The 19721-nt window shown below is 62.1% G+C and carries 16 protein-coding genes; 5 read left to right on the top strand and 11 right to left on the bottom strand.

Features of this window, described 5'->3' with window-relative positions; translation table 11 throughout:
• Positions 1 to 85: 85 nt before the first annotated feature.
• From AC07VV_RS15935 to AC07VV_RS15915, 5 genes are read left to right on the top strand one after another with little or no spacing between them, the layout of a single operon-like run.
• On the top strand, positions 86 to 2155 hold the full coding sequence (locus AC07VV_RS15935; protein WP_495036771.1) for a type VI secretion system Vgr family protein: 2070 nt from the start codon (positions 86 to 88) through the stop codon (positions 2153 to 2155).
• Positions 2152 to 3000, top strand: a complete 849-nt coding sequence (locus AC07VV_RS15930) for a DUF4123 domain-containing protein (RefSeq protein ID WP_495036770.1) — start codon at positions 2152 to 2154, stop codon at positions 2998 to 3000. Before AC07VV_RS15935 ends, AC07VV_RS15930 begins: the two co-directional genes overlap by 4 nt.
• Positions 2997 to 3770, top strand: a complete 774-nt coding sequence (locus tag AC07VV_RS15925; protein WP_495036769.1) for a hypothetical protein — start codon at positions 2997 to 2999, stop codon at positions 3768 to 3770. Before AC07VV_RS15930 ends, AC07VV_RS15925 begins: the two co-directional genes overlap by 4 nt.
• 12 nt (positions 3771 to 3782) lie before the next feature.
• Positions 3783 to 4607, top strand: a complete 825-nt coding sequence (locus AC07VV_RS15920) for a hypothetical protein (RefSeq protein WP_495036768.1) — start codon at positions 3783 to 3785, stop codon at positions 4605 to 4607.
• Positions 4608 to 4619: 12 nt separating this feature from the next.
• Positions 4620 to 6806, top strand: a complete 2187-nt coding sequence (locus AC07VV_RS15915; RefSeq protein WP_495036767.1) for a lipase family protein — start codon at positions 4620 to 4622, stop codon at positions 6804 to 6806.
• A gap of 1 nt (position 6807) precedes the next feature.
• Here the strand turns inward: AC07VV_RS15915 and AC07VV_RS15910 are convergent, their stop codons facing one another.
• The 11 genes from AC07VV_RS15910 to AC07VV_RS15860 form a co-directional block, all read right to left on the bottom strand.
• Positions 6808 to 7305, bottom strand: coding sequence for a GNAT family N-acetyltransferase (locus AC07VV_RS15910; RefSeq protein ID WP_495036766.1), 498 nt, complete (start codon positions 7303 to 7305; stop codon positions 6808 to 6810).
• Between the two features lie 11 nt (positions 7306 to 7316).
• Entirely contained in the window at positions 7317 to 9413 is a 2097-nt protein-coding gene (locus AC07VV_RS15905) for a site-2 protease family protein (RefSeq protein WP_495036765.1), read from the bottom strand.
• A complete protein-coding gene (locus tag AC07VV_RS15900) occupies positions 9414 to 10733 on the bottom strand; it encodes an efflux RND transporter periplasmic adaptor subunit (protein WP_495036764.1) in 1320 nt (439 codons plus the stop codon).
• Positions 10730 to 11509: an efflux RND transporter periplasmic adaptor subunit gene (locus AC07VV_RS15895; protein WP_096823029.1), complete on the bottom strand. Its 780-nt coding sequence runs from the start codon at positions 11507 to 11509 to the stop codon at positions 10730 to 10732. The genes AC07VV_RS15900 and AC07VV_RS15895 overlap by 4 nt, the downstream gene beginning before the upstream one ends.
• A 271-nt stretch (positions 11510 to 11780) precedes the next feature.
• Positions 11781 to 13232, bottom strand: a complete 1452-nt coding sequence (locus AC07VV_RS15890; protein WP_495036763.1) for an efflux transporter outer membrane subunit — start codon at positions 13230 to 13232, stop codon at positions 11781 to 11783.
• Positions 13229 to 14299 (bottom strand): HlyD family secretion protein, encoded by a 1071-nt coding sequence (locus AC07VV_RS15885; protein ID WP_273536313.1) that lies wholly within the window; start codon positions 14297 to 14299, stop codon positions 13229 to 13231. Before AC07VV_RS15885 ends, AC07VV_RS15890 begins: the two co-directional genes overlap by 4 nt.
• Before the next feature lie 18 nt (positions 14300 to 14317).
• On the bottom strand, positions 14318 to 15853 hold the full coding sequence (locus AC07VV_RS15880; RefSeq protein WP_495036762.1) for an MFS transporter: 1536 nt from the start codon (positions 15851 to 15853) through the stop codon (positions 14318 to 14320).
• Between the two features lie 102 nt (positions 15854 to 15955).
• Entirely contained in the window at positions 15956 to 16873 is a 918-nt protein-coding gene (locus tag AC07VV_RS15875) for a LysR family transcriptional regulator (RefSeq protein ID WP_011331856.1), read from the bottom strand.
• Positions 16874 to 16931: 58 nt separating this feature from the next.
• Positions 16932 to 17798: an ABC transporter permease gene (locus AC07VV_RS15870; protein ID WP_495036761.1), complete on the bottom strand. Its 867-nt coding sequence runs from the start codon at positions 17796 to 17798 to the stop codon at positions 16932 to 16934.
• A gap of 20 nt (positions 17799 to 17818) precedes the next feature.
• Positions 17819 to 18679, bottom strand: coding sequence for an ABC transporter ATP-binding protein (locus AC07VV_RS15865; protein ID WP_495036760.1), 861 nt, complete (start codon positions 18677 to 18679; stop codon positions 17819 to 17821).
• 5 nt (positions 18680 to 18684) lie between these two features.
• Positions 18685 to 19710 carry an ABC transporter substrate-binding protein gene (locus AC07VV_RS15860; RefSeq protein WP_096823034.1) on the bottom strand — a complete coding sequence of 342 codons (1026 nt, stop codon included), beginning with the start codon at positions 19708 to 19710 and terminating at the stop codon, positions 18685 to 18687.
• Positions 19711 to 19721 lie beyond the last annotated feature (11 nt).

Below are 19721 nucleotides of genomic sequence, written 5' to 3'. Positions count from 1 at the left end.
CATTTTATTGGGAAACGTCCGACATCATTTCCCGGATGACCTTGATAGCGTTGTTCCGAATCCGTCACAGGACAAGGAACAACGGATGTTCAATGCCAATGCTCGTTTTCGCCTCACGACCGACGATTTTAAACACGATTTTCAGGTGCTTTCCTTCACCGGCACCGAAGCCGTCAGCGAACCCTTTGCCTTCAAGGTCGAGCTGGTCAGCACCAGACCGGATGCCGATCTGCCAGGCCTGATGCACCAACAGGCCTTTCTTGCTTTCGATGACCAGGGCCACGGCATCCACGGACAGGTCCAGCACATCGCTCGGGGAAACATCGGCAAGCGATTGACGCGATACAGCCTGACCCTGGCCCCTCGGCTGGCCAATCTGCGTCATCGCGTCAATCAACGGATTTTCCAGAACCTGAGCGTGCCACGAATCCTCGCGCAGATTCTCGAAGAACACGGCATTCACGCTGACCTCTACCAGTTCAAGCTCGGCGAGCCGTTGCCGGATCGTGAATATTGTGTGCAGTACAACGAATCGGACCTGCACTTCATCCAGCGCCTGTGTCAGGAAGACGGCCTGCACTACCACTTCCGGCACAGCCGCGACAGGCACCTGCTGGTATTTGGCGACGACCAGACCGTGTTTCCCCGCCTCTCTCGGCCAACACGCTTCAAACCCCACAACGCCATGGTCGCCGACAGGCCGGTGATCCAGCGTTTCGACTACCGTCTCGAAACCCGGCCCAACCATGCCTCCAGCCGCGCCTATGACTTTAAAAAGGCGCGGATGGCGCTGGAAGCGGATGCCCGAAAACCTGATCAACACCTTCAGCCAGAGCTTGAGGTATACGAGTATCCGGGACGCTACCTCGTTCGCGAGCACGGCAAGCGATTGGCCCGGCGGGCCCTGGAGCGCCAGCGCGCCGATGACTGCCTGGGCGAAGGCGACAGCAACGAACCGGCGCTGGTGTCGGGGCATTTTCTGTCACTGACCGAACATCCCGATCCGGCATTGAACGACTTGTGGCTGCTGACCGAAATCCGGCACGAGGGCAAGCAACCGCAAGTGTTGGAGGAAACCGGCAGCCACACGCCACTCAGCCCGGAGAAGGACTTCATTCAGGGCTATCGCAACCACTTCAAGGCCACGCCCTGGGAGGCGATCTACCGCCCGCCGTTGCGCTACCGCAAACCCCGCATCGGCTCGACCCAGACCGCCGTGGTTACCGGCCCGGAAGGCGAGGAAATCCATTGCGACCGGTATGGCCGGGTCAAGGTGCAGTTCTTCTGGGATCGCGAGGGCCGTCAAAACGACAAAAGCAGTTGCTGGCTGCGAGTGGCCTCGGGCTGGGCCGGCAATGCCCATGGCAGCGTGATCGTCCCGCGCGTGGGCATGGAAGTGCTGGTGACCTTTCTCCACGGCGATCCCGACCATCCGGTGATCAGCGGCTGCCTGACCAACAGCGCTAACCCGATGCCCTACGAGCTGCCGATGCACAAGACCCGCAGCGTGTTTCGCTCCCGCAGTTCGCCGGACAGTACGGGCTTCAACGAGCTGATGATCGAAGACCGCGCGGGCCAGGAGCAGATTTACCTGCGCGCCCAGCGCGACCTGCTACAGAAGGTCGAGAACGACTGTCATCTGGACATCGGCAACCAACGTCGGGAAACCATCAGGGGCAACAGTTTCAGCGCGCTGCACGCGGAAGAACACTGCACTGTCACCGGTCATCGCAAGACCCATCTCAAAACCAGCGACTACCTGCACGTCGGCGACAGCAGCCACACTCGGGTCGGTCAATCACTGACAACCGAAGCCGCCGGACAGCTGTGCCTCAGCGCTGGCGAACATCTGGTTCTGGAGGCCGGGAAAAGCATCAGTCTCAAAGTCGGTGGCGAGCATTTTATCCTCGATCACAGCGGCCTCTACGGCAGCAGCGACCTGCTGATCGGCGGCGTGCCCGCTCCCTTCCTGCGCGCCCCGCTGTTGCAGCCCGACGGTATTGAAGACCTGTCGGCTCCAGCACCTTTGCCGCCATTAGTGGCGCCCTCGCAACAGGCATTGATGACCGCCAGCAAAACCCTTGGCTCGGATTTCTGCCCGATCTGCGAAGCCTGCCGTGCGGGCACGTGCACGATCCCGGAGGCCGCAGCATGACCGACTCCCTTGCACGACGCTGGCTGGTCGAACAACACCGCGCCGGTCGCCTCCTGTGCCTGGTCCTCGACTCGCAGAACGAACGCGACATGCGCCAGCGCTGGCTGAAAAGCAGCCGTTACGAGCAATACGCCAGCCTCTACAGCGAAACCGTAGTCGCCGAACTGGCAGACACCGGCCCATTCCTCTTCACCTTCGACCAACCCGACGACCGCCGTCTCGACGCCTTGCTCGACAGACCGGACAGCCATTGGGGATGGTTGGCCAGCCTGGGCAAAGGCGAGTTGAAGACCTGGGTCCGGCACTGGCAGGAGCGGCTGATCGTCGGCGTCCGTCCGCATCAGGCGCTGTACCGCTTTCACGACAACCGGGTGCTGGCCCGGGCGCTGGAGCATCTGCCGGCCGAGGCATTACCGGCGTATCTCGGGCCGGCGATCAGCGTTTGCCATTGGCAGGGCTCGCACTGGCAGATGACCGACAACCCCGCGCCGGGCAGCTACCCCGTGCCGGACGCACCACCGTGGCTGCAACTGCCGATGCCTGATGAGCAAGCCATGGAGATTCGCCTGGCCAATGCCCACCGCTTTCTGCTGGCCGGGCATGTGCAGGCTTATTCCGCGTTGGCGTGTGTTCAGGATCCGCATATCTGGCTGCGTGAACGACTGACGCAGGCCCAAGCCTGGGACTGGCTGGCGCCGGAGCGGCTGGAGTTTCTGCTGGTCCAGAGCCTGCAAACTCCGAATCTCGCGCCCCATTGGCAAGCCCGACCGGACGAAACGCCGGATGAACACTTTGATCGGGTTTACCAGCTCTCGAAGCACTGGAACGCGGAGGTGCCCTCATGAAGATTCAGCTCAAAAGCCTCGGTCTGATCGGCTGTTTCGCGGCACTGGGAGGCTGCAAGACCGAACCGCCAAACACTTTCAAATTTACAGCCGATCTACCGCCGGGATTTGCCTACGTCGCGGCGGTTTATTACGTACCCGAGAAAGGCCAGACCTGCACCCTCGACAGACGCGACAACCTTGCCCCGGTGTTCAACAGCAAGTGGCGCACGGACTACAAGCCGGATGCCGAGATCACGATTCGCAAGACGGTTAAGGGGTGTCCGTTGGTCGTGAGGCGAATCGAGCTGGAGATCAATTCGGCATACGGCAGAGACTGGAGCGACTTCAGTCGTGACGAAGCCATGGTTTTCATCCGTGATGATCTGGAGGAGCAGTTCAAAGGTGTGTTCAACGAAGCCGGTGAAAGCACGTTCCATGGTCAGTGTGAGTGGTGGTTTCGCACCTCGGGTAAACCGCGAATTCTCAGAAAGATCCTTGATTGCAGAACAGTCGATGCCTCGGGATCACGAGCTTATGGCAAGACCTTCGGGGCTTTTAGCCCTGATCAACTGCCGGGCAAAACCGTGAGGATGAAAATCACCTTGGCAGAGGAAGAGAAACCCGGATGGGGGGATACGTGGGTGAAAGTTCCGAATGGCTGGAAGCGATGCCTGGGTGAGGGATATGACGATCCCCATGCCTATTGCAACGGCAATTACACCGACTTCAGCACATTCAAAATGCCTGATGGCCGCGTCTGCACTATTTATCCAAGTTGCACGGAGTAAGGAGCGCTCGCCATGGAATTATTTGAAACGGATCCGCAATCTCCAACACTGACCTCACCGACGATCAGACTCGCGCTACGCAGTGTGACTTTGATTGGTTGCCTTGCCCTCATCGCTGGCTGCAAAACCGAACCGTCAAATTCATTCACTTTCACAGCCGATTTGCCACCGGGTTTTACCTATCAGGCTATCGTCGAGTACACACCCGCCAAGGGCGAAACGTGCAGCGTGTCGGACCGCAGAAAGACAGTCTCAGCACACAATCAGAAGTGGCGTGAACGGTATGAACCAACCTTTGAAATCCCTATTCGCCGGACGATCAGTGGCTGCCCGATGGCGATACGCAGAATCAGCCTCGATATCAATTCGGTCTATGGAAAATCTCGCGGCGACTTCAGTGCAGACAGTGCCGTAGTCGCCGTTCTTCCTGATATCGAGGAGCGCTACAAAAGCAGCTTCGACAGCCGGGGCGAAAGTACCTTCCATGGCCAATGCCAGTGGCTGTTTCGCACCTCGGGCAAGCCGAGAATCCTGCGAAAAATACTCGACTGCAAGGAAACCGATGTCTTGGGCGCACCGGAGCCGGGTCGCCCGTTTGCGGCATACACCCACGATCAACTTCCGGGCAAAACCGTGAAGATGAAGATCAGGCTGGTGAAGGAAGAACGGCCAGGATGGCGGGACACGTGGGTGAAGGTGCCGAATGGCTGGAAGCGATGTCTGGGTGATGGATATGACGATCCGCATGCCTATTGCAACGGCAATTACACCGACTTCAGCACATTCAAAATGCCTGATGGCCGCATCTGCAGCATTTACCCCGCCTGCACCGAATAAGGAGTGTTCAACATGTCATCACTCGAGAACGAACTTCAATCGTCACTGGGTAGCCGCATGCTGTCTTGCCCGGAAAGCGGAAGATGGACCAGTTTTCAGCTGATCGATGAGTCTGGCTCAGGAGCGCCGTATGCCGGGCTCGCGTATATCGCAACGGATTCAGAAGGGATGAAATACACCGGGCATCTGGATCCCGCAGGCATCGGTAAAGTAGATAGCCATTTTGCCGGGCCGATTGCCCTTTTGTTCAGCCAGGAATATGAAGGTACAGAGAAGCTTTACAAGGATTTGCAATCAAGAATTCACTACCCTCTTCCAATCACAGACCTTCAGGTACGCGCCGAAAAGACTCGTTATCTGAACCTGAATGCCACCCGCACACGGGAGCGACCCGAGATCACAGACGGCTCAGACTACTTTCAAGTCGAAGTCCGCCATCTGGTCAGATATGCCTCGCACCTGCCACCCGAGGTGTATCGCGATTACCCTCTCGACTCGGGTTGCGCGGCAATCATGCGCGAACACGGAAAACTTGGCATCGCCCTGATGCCACAACGTCACACAGTTCTTGAAGTGCGCCCGCTACGCGCGTTGCGACCGATGTTATCCACAGCTCCGGAATTCTGTGCACTCAATCTGTACCAGCTTTCATTGATGGCGACCTTGAGTTACTGCCCTTTTGGCCAGAAACCGGGAACCGTTCCCATCAAAGAGAATCGGGTCACCTTTCCTTTGCAACCCAGCGTGGGCAATTGGTTCGGCAATGCCTTGGCCAAATCCGACGAACTATGGAAGGTCGACTCAAATCAAACCAAAGCCTATTACCCTCTGTACGAAGACGTGCCGTATTCCAAACGCCTGGAAATCGTTCCATTCGACTCGGATCTGTACGAATTGAATGACCCGAAGAGGAAAGAGTCGCAGGAGCATCCGGCCAAGGTTCATTTCCTCGATGACAGAAACGAAGGAAATGAGGCTACAGATACCCAAGCCTTCATCACCCACAACGACGAACTGATCCTGATCGCGGTTCGCGGCACCGCCGAGAAAATCGCCGATGGTTTGCGCGATGCCGATGCCCTTCAAGTACCGTTTGAGGAAGGAAACGGCCGGGTACATCGGGGCTTCTATGAAGCAGCGCAGAAAGCCTATGACTTCGCCGTCAACTACCTCGAAAAGTTCTACACCGGCCAAAACCTCCTCATCTGCGGGCACAGCCTCGGCGGCGCTATCACATTGCTGCTGTCCGAAATGCTCCGGCGCCGGCCCGAGGGCTACAACATCCAGCTCTACACCTACGGCGCCCCCCGCGCCGGCGACGCGGATTTCGTCAGGGGCGCAGCCGATCTCGTGCATCACCGCATGGTCAATCACAACGACCCGGTACCCAGCGTGCCCGGCAGCTGGATGAACACCAAGGCCGACATCTACGGCACCGGGGCGGCGCTGACGTTCGTCAATGTGCCGGTGGGGCTGTCGGTGTTCGTCGCCGGTATCACCAATTGGATCGGAGAAGCCTACGACCACCACGGCAGCCTGCGGCACGCCATGCCGGTGGAGTTCGGGCGTCAGCAGGTGTCCTCGATCCTGTGGGAACCGGGTTGCGACACCATTACCCAGCACGCCGCGTGCGACGTGGCGATCCGACAGCGGCACGGGTTGCCGGATCGGCCGACGTTGCTCAAGCAGATTTTCGACGGCGGGCACCACTCGATGACCGGGGCGTACATTCCGGCGTGCTGGGCGGTGTTGCGTCGTTGGCAGGAGGCCCAGGAATCAAGCCGCTCGCTGGTCACCGAACGGGAGTTTGCTGTCGTGGAGTCGGCCCTGGAACGCATCACCCACCAATTGCGCACCCGGCGCAACAACCTGCCGGGACGCCCGGACAGTTACGTGCGCACTCAGTCCAACACCCTTGATGCGCTTAACCGTGAGGTCGAGAAAATCCGCGTGACACGTGAGCGCCTGGCAATCCTTCGCCATCGGCGCATCACGATTCAGGACGTTTACGGGCAACTGGCAGAGCAACCGGAACGATTGGCCGAAAGCCTGCCACGCTGGCAGCTACACCCGGAAAACACTGCAGCCGAACAGCTCGCCATGGCGCCGGACGCCGCCGAAGAGGATCCGCTGCTGGCGACGCTCTACGGCCATAAAATCGGCGCGCCGCACACCTTCGATATCAATTCGATCATCTGACTCAACCCCGTGGATACCACACCAACCGCTCCGCCGCCGGATTGCGCTCTTCCACCGCGAACCCCAGCGCCAGGTAATGCTGGCGCGCATGAGGATTGTTGGCCCAGACCACCGTAGTCACCGGGCAGCGGACTTGCTGCGCGGCCTTTTGCACGCCTTGCAACACCGCGCGGCCGTAACCCTTGCCCCGGGCCTGGGGGATGAAGGCGATGTACAACACGCGGATTTCGTTGGGGCCGAAGTCAGTGCTCAACGCGCCGATGGCCGTGCCGAGCTTTTCCACGACGTAGTGCATGGCATTGGGATGGTTTTCGCCGACGCCCTGTTCCTGCACCTGAAATTGCTGCGCGACCACTTGCTGCACCACTTCCTGCTCGCCGTCGATCCATTGCAGATCCGGGCGCGCCGACTGATAGAGACTTTGCAAAAACGGCCCGTCGGTGGCTCGTGAAGGCCGCACTACCAATCCGTCTGCCGCCACTGCTGCGTTATCCGCCATGTTCTCGCTCCCTAGAAACCGCTTTCCCTGACCCCCAGCGCCGCCAACCGACGCCAGGCCACGCCGAGCACCGACTCGCCGCTGCCCTGCAGCACGACCACGCCGCGCAACGGTTGCACCGGCGTCGGTGGCTGATCCAGCGTAGTCAATCGCGCGCCGTACTGCGCCTGTACCGGCTCCGCCCGTTGCTGTTGATCGCGGCGCACGGCAATCGGCCCGTGATGGTCGGACGTCAGGGCTTCCTGATCGACATAGGCCACGCCATTGGTATCGATTTCATCGAGTTTCACGGTGATCGCCGGGTGCATCGGGTCGTCGGCGATAAACCGCCCGGTGGCCCCCGGTTTGACCCGCCACAGTTCAGCTTCGGCCACATAACCACGCAGGCGCGAGCCGTCCTCGACCACCCGGGCCAGCGCATCCTTGCTCGACAGCCAGCGACCCGGTGTGAGATTCGGCAACAGATCACGCACAGTGCCCGCGTGGGGCGCACGCAGCAGCAGGCGTTCGCGGCGGGCGCTCAGGCCTCGGTATTCCGCCACGGCTTCGGCGAGGCGTTGCTCGACGATGCCGGCGTCGGCAGCGGTCTCACTGCGGCCGGCCTGACGGCGCATCAGCAACTGCTGAATCTGGATTTCCCGGCGGACGATGGCCTGCCGCGAATCGAGGTCCGGCGACTCCAGTTCGATCAGCACGTCGCCCTGAGCGACCTTCTGGCCATCCGCGACCTTCACGTTTTTGACCCGCGCCGCCACCGGCGCGTGCAACGCACTGGCCCGACCGCCCTCGAGCATCGTCGGCAACTCGACGGCGCTGCGCCACGGCACGATCAGCACCAGCAACAGGCCGAGCACCGCCAGGCTGCTGAGCAGCACACGGGGACCATGCGCCTGTTCGCGGCGGCTCCACCACTGGCGCCACTCACTCATGATCGGCAGAAAGATGAACCACACCAGTTCCACCAGCATCAGGAAGATCCCCAACACCTTGAAGAACAGGTGATAGACCGCCAGCGCGATCCCGAAAAACAACGCCGCACGCCATAACCACGAGCCATACCCCCAGATCAGCAAACGCCGCTGCATCGCCGGCGACCAAGGCTCCGGCGCCGGTGCGCCATAACCGAACAAAAACTCACGCAGGCGCCAGCGGCAAAAGGCAAAGGCCCGGCCCTGAAGGTTGTCGACCTCCCACAAATCGCTGAGCAGAAAGTAACCATCGAAGCGCATGAACGGGTTGAGATTGACCACCAGCGTGGTGATCCAGGTTGCACTGGCGAGCATGAACGCCGCCGTGCGCGCCGGGCCGTCGGGCAGTAGCGACCAGACCAGCAACGCGATGCACGCCAACAGCAATTCCGCCATTACCCCGCCAGCGCCGATCAGCAGCCGCGCACGTCGGTCGTTGACCCGCCAGGCGTCGCTGACATCGGTGTAGAACATCGGCAGCAACACCATGAACGCCACGCCCATGCTCTGCACCCGACACCCGGCGCGCTTGGCCATGAACGCGTGGCCGAACTCATGGCAGAGCTTGGCGAAGAACAGCGCCACACCGAATGAAATCGCCCCGCCGAGGCTGAACAGGTGCGGAAAGGTGCCGACAAACCGCTGCCAGTCCCGCGAGACCAGAAACACCCCGAGCCCCAATGTCGCCGGCAAACCGAAGCGCAACACCCTTGGCCCGAAGCGCTCCAGCCACGGCCACGCCCGATTGAGAAATGCATCCGGCCGCCACAGTGGAATGCGGAAGAACAGGTATTGATGCAGCAGGATTTTCCACAGGCTCTGGCGTTGTGCGAGGGCCTTGAGCTGGTAACTGGCGCGCTGTTGATCGTCGAGGGCGCTGATCAGGTCATGCCCGCGCAGAAACGTCAGCAATTGCTCCAGCTCGACGCCGTCCAGCGGCAAGCCCGGTTCGCGGTTGGCGGCGCGCAACACTTGTTCGGGATCGCCCAGCGACCAGTGGCGCAACAGACGCATCGCCGTTGTGCCGAGTTTGAAATAACGACCGCGCACCGGGTCGGCCAGGGTCCAGCGCGGCGAGCCGTCCAGTGCCGGTGCCGCGGGCGACAGTTGCAGGTCGGCACGCAGGCTCGGCAGGTTCATTTACAGGCCTACGCTCTGACGCAAACCGGCCAGCGGCCGGCGCAGCAGGTACAGCGCCAGCGGCGCGCGGTCGCCGAAAATTTTTGCCGTGCCGCGCAGGCCGATACGCGGCGGTGCCTCGGTGAAATTCGCATCCAGTCGATAGGCCAGTTGGCCGCCGGCGGTGGGCTGCGCCTCATAAGCCGAACGCTCAAGTCTGGCGACATGGCGTTGCAGCGGATCGCTGTCGAGGAACAACGCGATGTCGGCGCCCGGCTCCAGCGAAATCGCGTCGCCTACCGCCAGTTCGATGCGCAATTCGGCCTGATTCGGGTCGGCGATTTCCATCAAGCGCTCGCCGGTCTGCACCGGTTTGCCGGTCCAGCGCTCGGCATCGGCGAACACCGCAATGCCGTCGCGTTCGGCGCGAACTTCACTGCGGTTGAGCAGTTCGCGGGCGTAGTCACGCTCGGCGCGTTTCTGTTCGACGCGGGCGGCCAGCAGATCCACCCGTGAACTGGATTCGGCGTCGGCGAACGAGCGTTGGGAGTTGGCCTTCAATTCGGCTTCGGCCACCCCAAGCGCCCGTTCGGCAACATCGGCCTGGGCCTTGAGGGTGGTGCTTTCGAAGCGCAGCAACAGGTCGCCGGTTTTCACGGTTTGATTGGGTTTGACCAGAAACTCGGCGATCACCCCGTCCACCGGTGCCGCCACCACACGACCGCCCTGTGGCACCACTTCGGCCGGGGCCAGCACCGACTGACGTACCGGGATCAACAAGCCGAGCAACAACACCGCGACCAGCGCGACCTGGCGCTTGCGGGTCCAGCGCAGCCGCCACGGCTTGCGCGGTTGCAACGCCAGCCAGGCGTGACTGTAGGTGTCGCCCAGTTGCGACAGCAGCACTTGTTCGGAAGGATTCCACGGCACGTCGCGAGCCAGCCACAAACCGCCGAACACCTCGCCCTCGCGGTCGATCAACGGCAGCCAGAACACCTGAGCGGCGGACAGGCTGAGCCAGTCGGCCTGGATCGATTCGCCCACCAGCTCAGGCGCGATCACCCGCGCCACCTTCAGCACATCCTGCTTGAACAGCTGCGCCACTGCCTGCTCGACGAACGCCACGAACGGCGCGTTCGGTTCCACCGCACTGACGCCGGTCACGGCCTGCACCTTGCCCGCGATCAGCAATGCCGCATGGCGATAACCGAACAGCGACTGCCCGTCATTGACCAGGCTGTAGGCCAGTTGCGACGCATCGCGGGCGGCGCGGGTCTGCCGTTCGAGATCAAGAAACCGGGCGAACACCTGCTCGGCGGCGCCGCTTACCGGGGCGTTCACTTAAGCTCCGGGAAACGCGCGGTACCGCTCATGCCGGCGAGCAAGCCTTTGGCTTCGGGGAGCGTGGCGACCAGCAACAGGGTCTGACTGCCTTCATCGATCCGCGCGCCAAGGCGTTTGACCGTGGCGTCGATCGGCTGGCCGGTCTCATCGGGGACGAAGCTGAAGGTCTGGCCTGGCTTTAGCCTGGCCATCCAGCGCGAGGGCACCAGCAGATGGATTTCCAGCGTGCGGTTGTCGACCACATCGAGCAGCGGAGCCCCGGCCGACACGCTTTCGTAACGTTGCACCTTGCGCTCGACCACCTGCCCGTCGAACGGCGCGACCACGCTGCAACGTTTGACCTGGACTTGATAAACCTGAGATTGCGCCTGAGTCTCGCTGACTTTGGCCTCGGCCCGGGCCACCTCGAAACGCCCGACGGAATTGAGCGCCGCCAACTGCCGGTTGTGCGCCAGTTCTTCACCGGCGCCACGGCTGGCGGCTTGCGCGGCATTCAACTGGGCCTGATAGGCCGAACAGTCGAACCGCGCCAGGGTATCGCCCTTCTTGAACGACTCGCCCTCGCTGAACGGCAACTCGACAATCCGCCCGGACAACTCACTGGCGAGCGTCGCCTGATCCCGAGCCCGCAAAACACCCCGTGCTTCGCTGCTGGCCGACGCATTGGCCGCCCCGCCACTATCCTGCAGCGGATCGTCTGGCGCGGGCGTTTGAGCCTGAACTGCACACGTTACTAAGGTCAATCCGACAACCCAACCACGAAAACGCCGCATAACCGTTACTCCCTGACGGATGCTCGGAGTCTACGACAGCGGGGATTAGCGTCAAGCGAAAGGCCATCATTCGCCTCGAGGTGGGCGCTTTCGTCGCTTACAAACTTTAGGGAAGTTTCCTACGCGTCTTTCCAAAGGGCCGTTATTGCCGATTTATCGTTCGTTGCTTACTCTCACCGCACTCAACCCCGTACGTAGCGATTCAGTTCGCTGGCAGTTGGGGTAAAGAAACCGGCCTCGGCCGGTTTTTTTATTTTTTGCGCTCATACACTCAACGCTGCGCCATCTCCCCCACCGGATACACCGACTCCCATCCCCCACCCAACGCCCGGTACAACCCGACCATCGCCAGTGAAACGCCGGTGGAGCTTTCCACCCATTGCTCCTGCGTCGCGAGCAGTGCGCCCTGGACGGTGAGGACGTTGACGAAGTCGACCACGCCTTCGACGTATTGCTGTTGCGCGGTGCGCAGCGCGATCTGGTTCTGGCGCACGGCTTCGGCGAGGCTGTCGCGGCGCCGCTGGCTGGCGTTGTAGGCGGTCAACTGGTCGTCGATTTCGTGCCAGGCGCGCAGAACGGTCTGTTGATAACCGATGGCGGCTTCCTGCTGCTGGGCTTCGCGCAGTTGCAGCACGCCGCGCAAGCGGCCGCCGTCGAACAGCGGCAAGCTGAATTGGGGACCAATGCCGAAGGCACGTGAGCTCCAGGAGCCGAAATCACTGAGCTGCATGGCTTGCGAGCCGAGATTGCCGGACAGGGTGATGCGCGGATAGAAATCCCCCTTGGCCACGCCGATATTAGCGGTGGCGGCGTGCAACCGGGCTTCGGCCTGGCGGATGTCCGGACGGCGTTCGGCCAGTTGCGACGGCAGGCCGATGGCGACTTCCAGCGGCGACTGTGGCACCGGCGCGTCAGTGGATAACTCTTTACTCAGGGCTTGCGGCGGTTCGCCCATCAACAGGCTGATGGCATTGATCAGTTGCGCCTGACGCTGCTCCAGCGCCGGCAGCCGCGATTCGATGGCCGCCACTTGCGCGGCCGCTTCGGCCACGTCGAGATCGGTAGCCACACCGTCGTTGAGGCGCAGTTGCGAGAGTTTCAGGCTGTGCCGCGCGACTTCGAGGTTCTGCTCGGTGACCGCGCGGGTGTTCTGCACGCCGCGCAGCTGGATGTAGTTCTGCGCGGTGTCCGCGAGCACCGCCAGCAACACGCCGCGACGGTCGTTTTCCGCGACTTCGAGATTGGCATCCGCCGCTTCGGCTTCCCGACGCACACGGCCCCAGAAGTCCAGTTCCCAAGAGGCGGAGAAACCGGCGTCCCACAGGTTGAAAGCGGAATCGCCGTTGTGCCCGGACGGGTCGTTCAAGCCTTCGCCGCTGTTGCGTTTGCGGGCATAACTGCCAGTGGCAGCGGTGGTCGGATAACGATCGGCGGTGATTACCTGGCGGGCGGCGCGGCTTTGTTGCAGGCGGCTGCTGGCCAGTTGCAGGTCGAGGTTGCTGCTCACGGCGCGCAGGGTCAGGGCTGAGAGTTGCGCGTCGTGAAAAACCTCCCACCAGCGCTCGTTCAGGGGTTCGCTGACGGCCTGGCTGGGGGCGGATTTGGACGGTTTTGCCCACTCGGCAATCTGCGTGGCTTCGGGCTTCTGAAAGTCCGGGCCTACGGTGCACGCCGCCAGCGTCGACAGACTGAGAACAACCGTCAGAGATTGAAAGCGCTTCATCGCTGCGTCACCTCACGCACCGACGCCGCCGAGCTTTTGGTATCAATGCTCGCCTCCACCGACATCCCCACGCGCAGGCGCTCGGCCAGCGGCTGGCCCGGCTCCAGCAGGATCTTCACCGGAATCCGCTGCACGACTTTGGTGAAGTTGCCGGTGGCGTTGTCTGGTTTTACCGCCGCGAAGGTCACGCCGGTGGCCGGGGCAATGCTTTCGACGCGACCGCTCAGGGCTTCGCCACCGAGGCTGTCGACCCGCACTTGCACGTCTTGTCCGGGCTGTACGTCGGTGAGCTGGGTTTCCTGGAAGTTGGCGACCACATAAGCCTGCTTCAACGGCACCACCGCCAGCAGTTTGCTGCCCGGTGTCACGTAGGCGCCCACCCGCACGGCGCGCTCGCCGATCATCCCATCCTGAGGCGCGGTGATACGCGTATAGGACAGCTCGAAACTGGCGATTTCCAGCGCCGCCTGCGCCTGTTTCAGACTACCTTCGGCGGCATCGCGCTGCGCCGTCAGAATCTCGACCTGCTTACGTTCCGCGGCCAGTTTTGCCGTGGCCGTGTCCAGCCGCGCAGAGGCCTGATCAATCCGGGTGCGCGCCTGCTGCGCGTTCTGCACAGTACCGGCACCGACGCCGGCCAAGTGGTTGTAGCGATTCAATTCCTGCTGGGCGAAGGCCATTTCAGCCTTGGCCGAGACCACAGAAGCCTGCGCCTGAGCGATCACCGAGGTCTGCCGCTCCAGCGTGGCTTTGGCGTTTTGCAATTGAGCGCGGGCGACCACGGTGTGCGCATCGGCGGCTTCGGCGGCGGCGCGCAGGTCGCGGTCATCGATCAGCGCCAGCAACTGCCCGGCCTTGACCTGCTGGTTGTCTTCCACCAGCACTTCCTTGATGAACCCCGCTACACGCGGCACCACCAGGGTGAAGTCGGCAGAAACGAACGCGTCGTTGGTGCTCTGCTGGGTGCGCTTGCCGAACAGGCCGGGCATCGCCAGATACACCAGCACACCGACCGCCAGAGCGGCGGCCACGGCCACCGCGAGTTTTTGCTTTGCTTGAGTCGTCATAAAAACCTTCTGTTTCAGTCAAGTCGGCGCGCGCGGCGGAAAGATCCGCGTCGGCAGCCAGAAAATCAGCAGGATCAGCGTCACTGCGACGCCAGCCATGCACAGGTAAAGATCCGAGGAAGTCAGCACCACCGCCTGTTCGTGCAGGCGATGGGCGAGTGCCGGGTCGTTGCTCGCGGCCAGCGGCGAGTTGCCGAGGCGATCCACCAGCATCGTCGAGTGAAAATGCAGGCGCGCCGTGGTCAGCGCCTCGATGGCCCCGGTGGCGACCACCGCGGCCAAGCCTTTCACGGTGTTGAACCACGCCGAGGCGAACGGCCCATCCTGCGGCTGGATGCTGCCGGTCGACAGCATCAGCAACGGCAGCACCGCCATCGGCTGGCCGAAAATCTGCAGCCATTGCAGGACATAGAAATCGTCGCGAATCCATTCCGAGGTCAGCTGCGAGCCACCCAGGCACGACAGCGTCAACATGCTCAAGCCGATGCCGAGCACCCAGCGGCAATCGACCCAACGCAGGTTGCACAACGCCGCCACCAGCGGCAGCGCGATCAGTTGCGGCAACGCCGCGAGCAACATGATCGGCGCGGTCTGCACCGGCCGGTAACCCTGCACCTGAGCCAGATAACTCGATGGAATCATCACCACCGCCAGCAAAACCACCAACACCCCAGCCAACGTCATCAGCGCAAACGACAGGTTGCGGATGCCGAGCATCTGCAACTTGAAAAACGGAATCGGCTGCGACCATTCATTGATCAGAAACGCCACCAGCAACAGCGAACCGGCGCCGAGCAAACCGCAGATCAGGTTCGACTCGAACCAGTCCAGGCGATTGCCCTGCAGCAGGCCGATCACCAGCATGCAGATCGCCGGAAACCCCAGCAGCAGGCCTTTCCAGTTGAACGACTTGAGGCGCTCCAGACGCAGCGGATCCTGCGGCAAGCCATACGCAACAGCGGCCATGGCGATCAGGCACGGCACGATGATTTGCCAGAACGTCCACTGCCAGCCAACGTATTCGGTCCACAACCCGGCCAGCGGCGTACCGAGACCGGGGCCAAACGTGGCGGTCAGGGCGTAACCGGCGAGGCCGTACAGTTTGAAATTGGCCGGCAGAAACCGCAGGGCCACCGTCATCAGCATCGGCGGCAACGCGCCGCCGGCCAGGCCTTGCAGGATGCGCATCAGCAGCAGGCTTTCGTAGTTCGGGGCGAACGGACAGAGCACCCCGAGCAGGGTGAACACGCCGATGGCGCACAGGGTGAAGCGACGCAGGGAAAAGGTCACCGAGCACCACGGCGCGAACGCCATGGCCGCCACCGAAGTCGCGGTATAGCTGGCGACCAGCCAGGTGCCTTCGTCGTAGCCGATGCTCAGGGCGCCGCGAATGTCGGCCAGGGCGACCTTGGTCACCATCTCGTTGAGACCCGACACCAGCACCGCCAGCAGCACGCCGACCAGACCGATGATGATCCGCGCCCCGAACACCGGGGGCGCGGCGGCCATCGGAGCGGCAGCGGCAATCGGTGCCGTGACCGTCAGGGATGTCATGCAGGCAAACTCCGGAGGGAAAAATACCGGAGCATCTTAGTAAGGCTTAGAGCTGACGAAAATTGACTTGTTGGCAGCTTATAGTTGCGTCAGACGCAATCCTCAGGGCTGCGCCGCCAGCCAGGTTTCGTCGCAGCAGGTCTTGAGGGTTTCCCGCAGCCAGCGGTGGGCCGGATCCTTGTCGAAACGCGGGTGCCAGGCCTGGGTCAGCATCAGTGTCGGCAACGGGATCGGCAGGTCGAACGAGCGCAGTTTCAATCCCAGCCGTCGCACGCTGAGCAGTGCTTCCTTGGGCACCGGCAGGATCAGGTCGGAGTCCGGCAGGGCGAACATCGCCGCATGGAAACTCGGTGCGATCACCGCCACTCGCCGCTCCAGCCCCAAGGCATTCAAGGCGGTGTCGATAGGCCCACGGGCGATGCCCCGGCGGGACATGCTGATGTGGGAAAACCCGGCATAGCGTTCGGCGGTAATTTCGCCATCCAGCAGCGGATGATCTTCGCGCACCAGACCGACGAAGTGGGTGGAAAACAGGTTCTGCACTTTGACTTCCGGGGTCACCGGACGCGTGTTGCTGACACTCAGGTCGATTCGCCCTTCGCGCAAGGCTTCATCGTCGCCGTCACCCTCGGGAACGAAACGCAACTCACAGTGCGGCGCCAGTTGATCCAAGGTGTCGAACAGCTTGCCACCATAGACGCCGACGAAAAAATCGTTGGCGCGAATGCTGAAGCGCCGGCGCAGGGTGCCCAGTTCCACGGCGTCTGCCGAGCGAAATAGCAGCGCCGCCTGCTCGACCACATCGCGCACCTGCTCGCGCAGTTCCAGCGCCTTGGGCGTCGGCACCAGCCCCCGGCCGGCACGCACCAGAATCGGATCGCCAATGGCTTCGCGGATTCGCGTCAGCGTACGGCTCATGGCCGCCGGGCTGAGGTTCATCCGCCGCGCGGCGCCAACCACGCTGCCCTCGTCGAGCAAGGCGTCGAGGGCGACCAACAGGTTCATGTCCGGAAGTTGCATGCTGAGCACTCATGACCGATCAGGATTGATTCGGACGCAATGCTAGCAGATCAAACAATCAGCGCTGCATGCCCCAGCGTTTCACCGTCACCCGCTCCAGCGTGTCGAACACCAGGTTCTCCACCAGCAGACCGATGAGGATCACCACCGCCAGACCGGCGAACACCTTGTCGGTGTACAGCTCGTTGCGGTTCTGGAAGATGTACCAGCCCAGGCCACCCTTGCCGCTGGTGGCACCGAACACCAGTTCGGCGGCGATCAAGGTGCGCCAGGCGAAGGCCCAGCCTATTTTCAGCCCCGCGAGAATCGATGGCAGCGCCGCCGGGATCAGGATGAACAGCACAAAGCGCATGCCCTTCAAACCGTAGTTGCGCCCGGCCATGCGCAGGGTTTCCGAGACACCGAGAAACCCGGCGTAAGTGTTCAGCGCCAGCGCCCACAGCACCGAATGCACCAACACGAAAATCAGGCTGTTCTGGCCCAGGCCGAACCACAGCAACGCCAGCGGCAACAACGCAATGGCCGGCAGCGGGTTGAACATCGAGGTCAGGGTGCTGAGCAAATCCCGACCAAACTGGGTCGAAACCGCCAGCGTGGTCAAGGCGAAGGCCAGGACGATGCCGATCAGGTAGCCCTTGAGCAGCACCACCAGCGAGATCCAGACCTTGCCCAGCAGTTCGCCGCTGATCAGGCCGTCGTACAGCGCATGACTGGTCTGCAAAAAGCTCGGCAGCAGCAGATCGTTGTTCTGCACCCGGGCCACCACTTCCCAGAGCACCGCGAGCAGAATCAGGATCACGCTTTTGCGCAGCCAGCCCTGTTGCCACAGGCGTTGGCCCAGCGGTAGTTCGCGCTCCACCGGCACGCTGGTCAGCGGCTGCAAATCGATTTCGAATTCTTGACGTACAGATGATGAATGGCTCATCGGGCGATCCTCCGGGTGGCTCAATACGCGATGCGAATGTCGTTGAAATCGTGCTCGCGCTCGGTTTCCGGCGACTGCCCCTCATCGAACAGCAGCCGATGAATACGCCGCGCCGACTCCTGGAACGCCACACCGCCGAGGCTTTGCAGATCGTATTGATGACTGTGCACTTCCGCCCTCACCCGCCCGGGATGCGGCGACAGCAGCAGGATGCGATTGCCGACCACCAGCGCTTCTTCAATCGAGTGAGTGACGAACAGCAGGGTGAAACGCACCTCCTCCCAGAGCAGCAGCAACTCCTCCTGCATCTTGCGGCGGGTCAGGGCATCCAGCGCGGCGAACGGCTCGTCCATCAGCAGGATTTTCGGCTGCATCGCCAGCGCCCGGGCAATCGCCACCCGCGCCTTCATGCCGCCGGACAACGTGTGCGGGTAGGCATCGGCAAACGCTGCCAGACCGACCTTTTCCAGATAGTGCAGCGCACGATCTTCGGCTTCTTTTTTCTTCAGCGTGCGCGACGCCAGCAGCGGAAACATCACGTTCTGTTTGACGGTTTTCCACGGTGGCAGTTGATCGAACTCCTGAAACACCACGATCCGGTCCGGCCCCGGCGCGTCGACGCGCTGGCCTTGCAGACGGATCTCGCCCTCGCACGGCGCTATGAACCCGGCGACGGCTTTGAGCAACGTCGATTTGCCGCAACCGGACGGGCCGAGCAGCACGAAGCGATCCTGCTGATCGACTTCGAAACTGACCTGATGGGTGGCACGCACGACGCGCTGCGGCGTGCGGTATTCGAGGCTGACATGGTCGACCGCCAACAGCGCTTGCGCGGTGGCGATCGGGTTGCTGGCCGCGTGGCCTTGCAAAGGGGCGTTCATGTCGATCAGCTCCCTTGCAGCGGTTTGGCGTCCTGGAAGAAGTAGTCCTTCCACGATTCGGGTTTGTTCTTGATCGCGCCGACGCGGTAGAGGAATTCGGCAAGCGGGTAAGTGTTTTTCGGCGTGACGCTGAATTCGAACTGCGGGTTGTCGATGATTTTCAGCAGTTCGGCGCGGTCGATCTTGGCCTTGGTCACGCGGATATAGGTGTCCGCCGCCGCGCCTTTATCGTTCTGCGCAAACTGCGCCGCTTCAGTCAGGGCTTCGACGAATGCCTTGTAGGTCTTCGGGTTGTCGTTGCGGAATTTCTCGGTGGCGAACAGCACGGTCGGCGAGTTCGGCCCAAGCACGTCATAGGAGTTGAGCACCACGTGCACGTTCGGGTTCTGCAGCGCCTGATCCTGGAACGGCGGGTTGGAGAAGTGCCCGGTCAGCTCGGTGCCGCCAGCAATCAGTGCAGCGGTGGCGTCCGGGTGCGGGACGGCGATGGTGTACTTGTCGAGGCGATTGAATTCCTTGTCGCCCCACTGCTTGGCGGCCGCGTATTGCAGGAAGCGCGACTGCACCGAGACGCCCACCGCCGGCACCGCGATGCGGTCCTTCTCGGTGAAGTCGGCGATGGTTTTGACCTTGGGATTGTTGCTGACGAGGTAATACGGGAAGTTGCCCAGCGAGGCCACGGCCTTGACGTTCTGCTTGCCGTGGGTGCGATCCCAGATGGTCAGCAACGGCCCGACGCCGGCGCCGGCAATGTCGATGGAGCCGGAAAGCAACGCATCATTGACCGCCGCGCCACCCGACAACTGAGTCCAGTCGACCTTGATGTCGAGCCCTTCCTGCTTGCCGTACTTCTCGATCAGTCCCTGATCGCGCACCACGTTGAGCAATAAATAGACAATACCGAACTGCTCGGCGATACGGATTTCACCTTCGGCGTGGGCCACGGTCGGCGCCACCAGGCTGCCGGCGATCAGGCTGAAACCGAGGCCGATGGCAGCCGCCAGCGGTGCGAATGGAAGACGTTTGGACATGATCGGATCTC

This window comes from Pseudomonas sp. GW821-FHT02C04 (assembly GCF_059421845.1).
The sequence above is the reverse complement of the archived record's forward strand: the minus strand, read 5'-3'. Positions and strand labels throughout refer to the sequence as shown.

What these genes read in the sequence shown, in the direction of transcription:
- AC07VV_RS15935 (WP_495036771.1), top strand. Translation starts at nt 86, where the DNA reads ATGTTCAATGCCAATGCTCGTTTTCGCCTCACGACCGACGATTTTAAA.
- AC07VV_RS15930 (WP_495036770.1), top strand. Translation starts at nt 2,152, where the DNA reads ATGACCGACTCCCTTGCACGACGCTGGCTGGTCGAACAACACCGCGCC.
- AC07VV_RS15925 (WP_495036769.1), top strand. Translation starts at nt 2,997, where the DNA reads ATGAAGATTCAGCTCAAAAGCCTCGGTCTGATCGGCTGTTTCGCGGCA.
- AC07VV_RS15920 (WP_495036768.1), top strand. Translation starts at nt 3,783, where the DNA reads ATGGAATTATTTGAAACGGATCCGCAATCTCCAACACTGACCTCACCG.
- AC07VV_RS15915 (WP_495036767.1), top strand. Translation starts at nt 4,620, where the DNA reads ATGTCATCACTCGAGAACGAACTTCAATCGTCACTGGGTAGCCGCATG.
- AC07VV_RS15910 (WP_495036766.1), bottom strand. Translation starts at nt 7,305, where the DNA reads ATGGCGGATAACGCAGCAGTGGCGGCAGACGGATTGGTAGTGCGGCCT.
- AC07VV_RS15905 (WP_495036765.1), bottom strand. Translation starts at nt 9,413, where the DNA reads ATGAACCTGCCGAGCCTGCGTGCCGACCTGCAACTGTCGCCCGCGGCA.
- AC07VV_RS15895 (WP_096823029.1), bottom strand. Translation starts at nt 11,509, where the DNA reads ATGCGGCGTTTTCGTGGTTGGGTTGTCGGATTGACCTTAGTAACGTGT.
- AC07VV_RS15890 (WP_495036763.1), bottom strand. Translation starts at nt 13,232, where the DNA reads ATGAAGCGCTTTCAATCTCTGACGGTTGTTCTCAGTCTGTCGACGCTG.
- AC07VV_RS15885 (WP_273536313.1), bottom strand. Translation starts at nt 14,299, where the DNA reads ATGACGACTCAAGCAAAGCAAAAACTCGCGGTGGCCGTGGCCGCCGCT.
- AC07VV_RS15880 (WP_495036762.1), bottom strand. Translation starts at nt 15,853, where the DNA reads ATGACATCCCTGACGGTCACGGCACCGATTGCCGCTGCCGCTCCGATG.
- AC07VV_RS15875 (WP_011331856.1), bottom strand. Translation starts at nt 16,873, where the DNA reads ATGCAACTTCCGGACATGAACCTGTTGGTCGCCCTCGACGCCTTGCTC.
- AC07VV_RS15870 (WP_495036761.1), bottom strand. Translation starts at nt 17,798, where the DNA reads ATGAGCCATTCATCATCTGTACGTCAAGAATTCGAAATCGATTTGCAG.
- AC07VV_RS15865 (WP_495036760.1), bottom strand. Translation starts at nt 18,679, where the DNA reads ATGAACGCCCCTTTGCAAGGCCACGCGGCCAGCAACCCGATCGCCACC.
- AC07VV_RS15860 (WP_096823034.1), bottom strand. Translation starts at nt 19,710, where the DNA reads ATGTCCAAACGTCTTCCATTCGCACCGCTGGCGGCTGCCATCGGCCTC.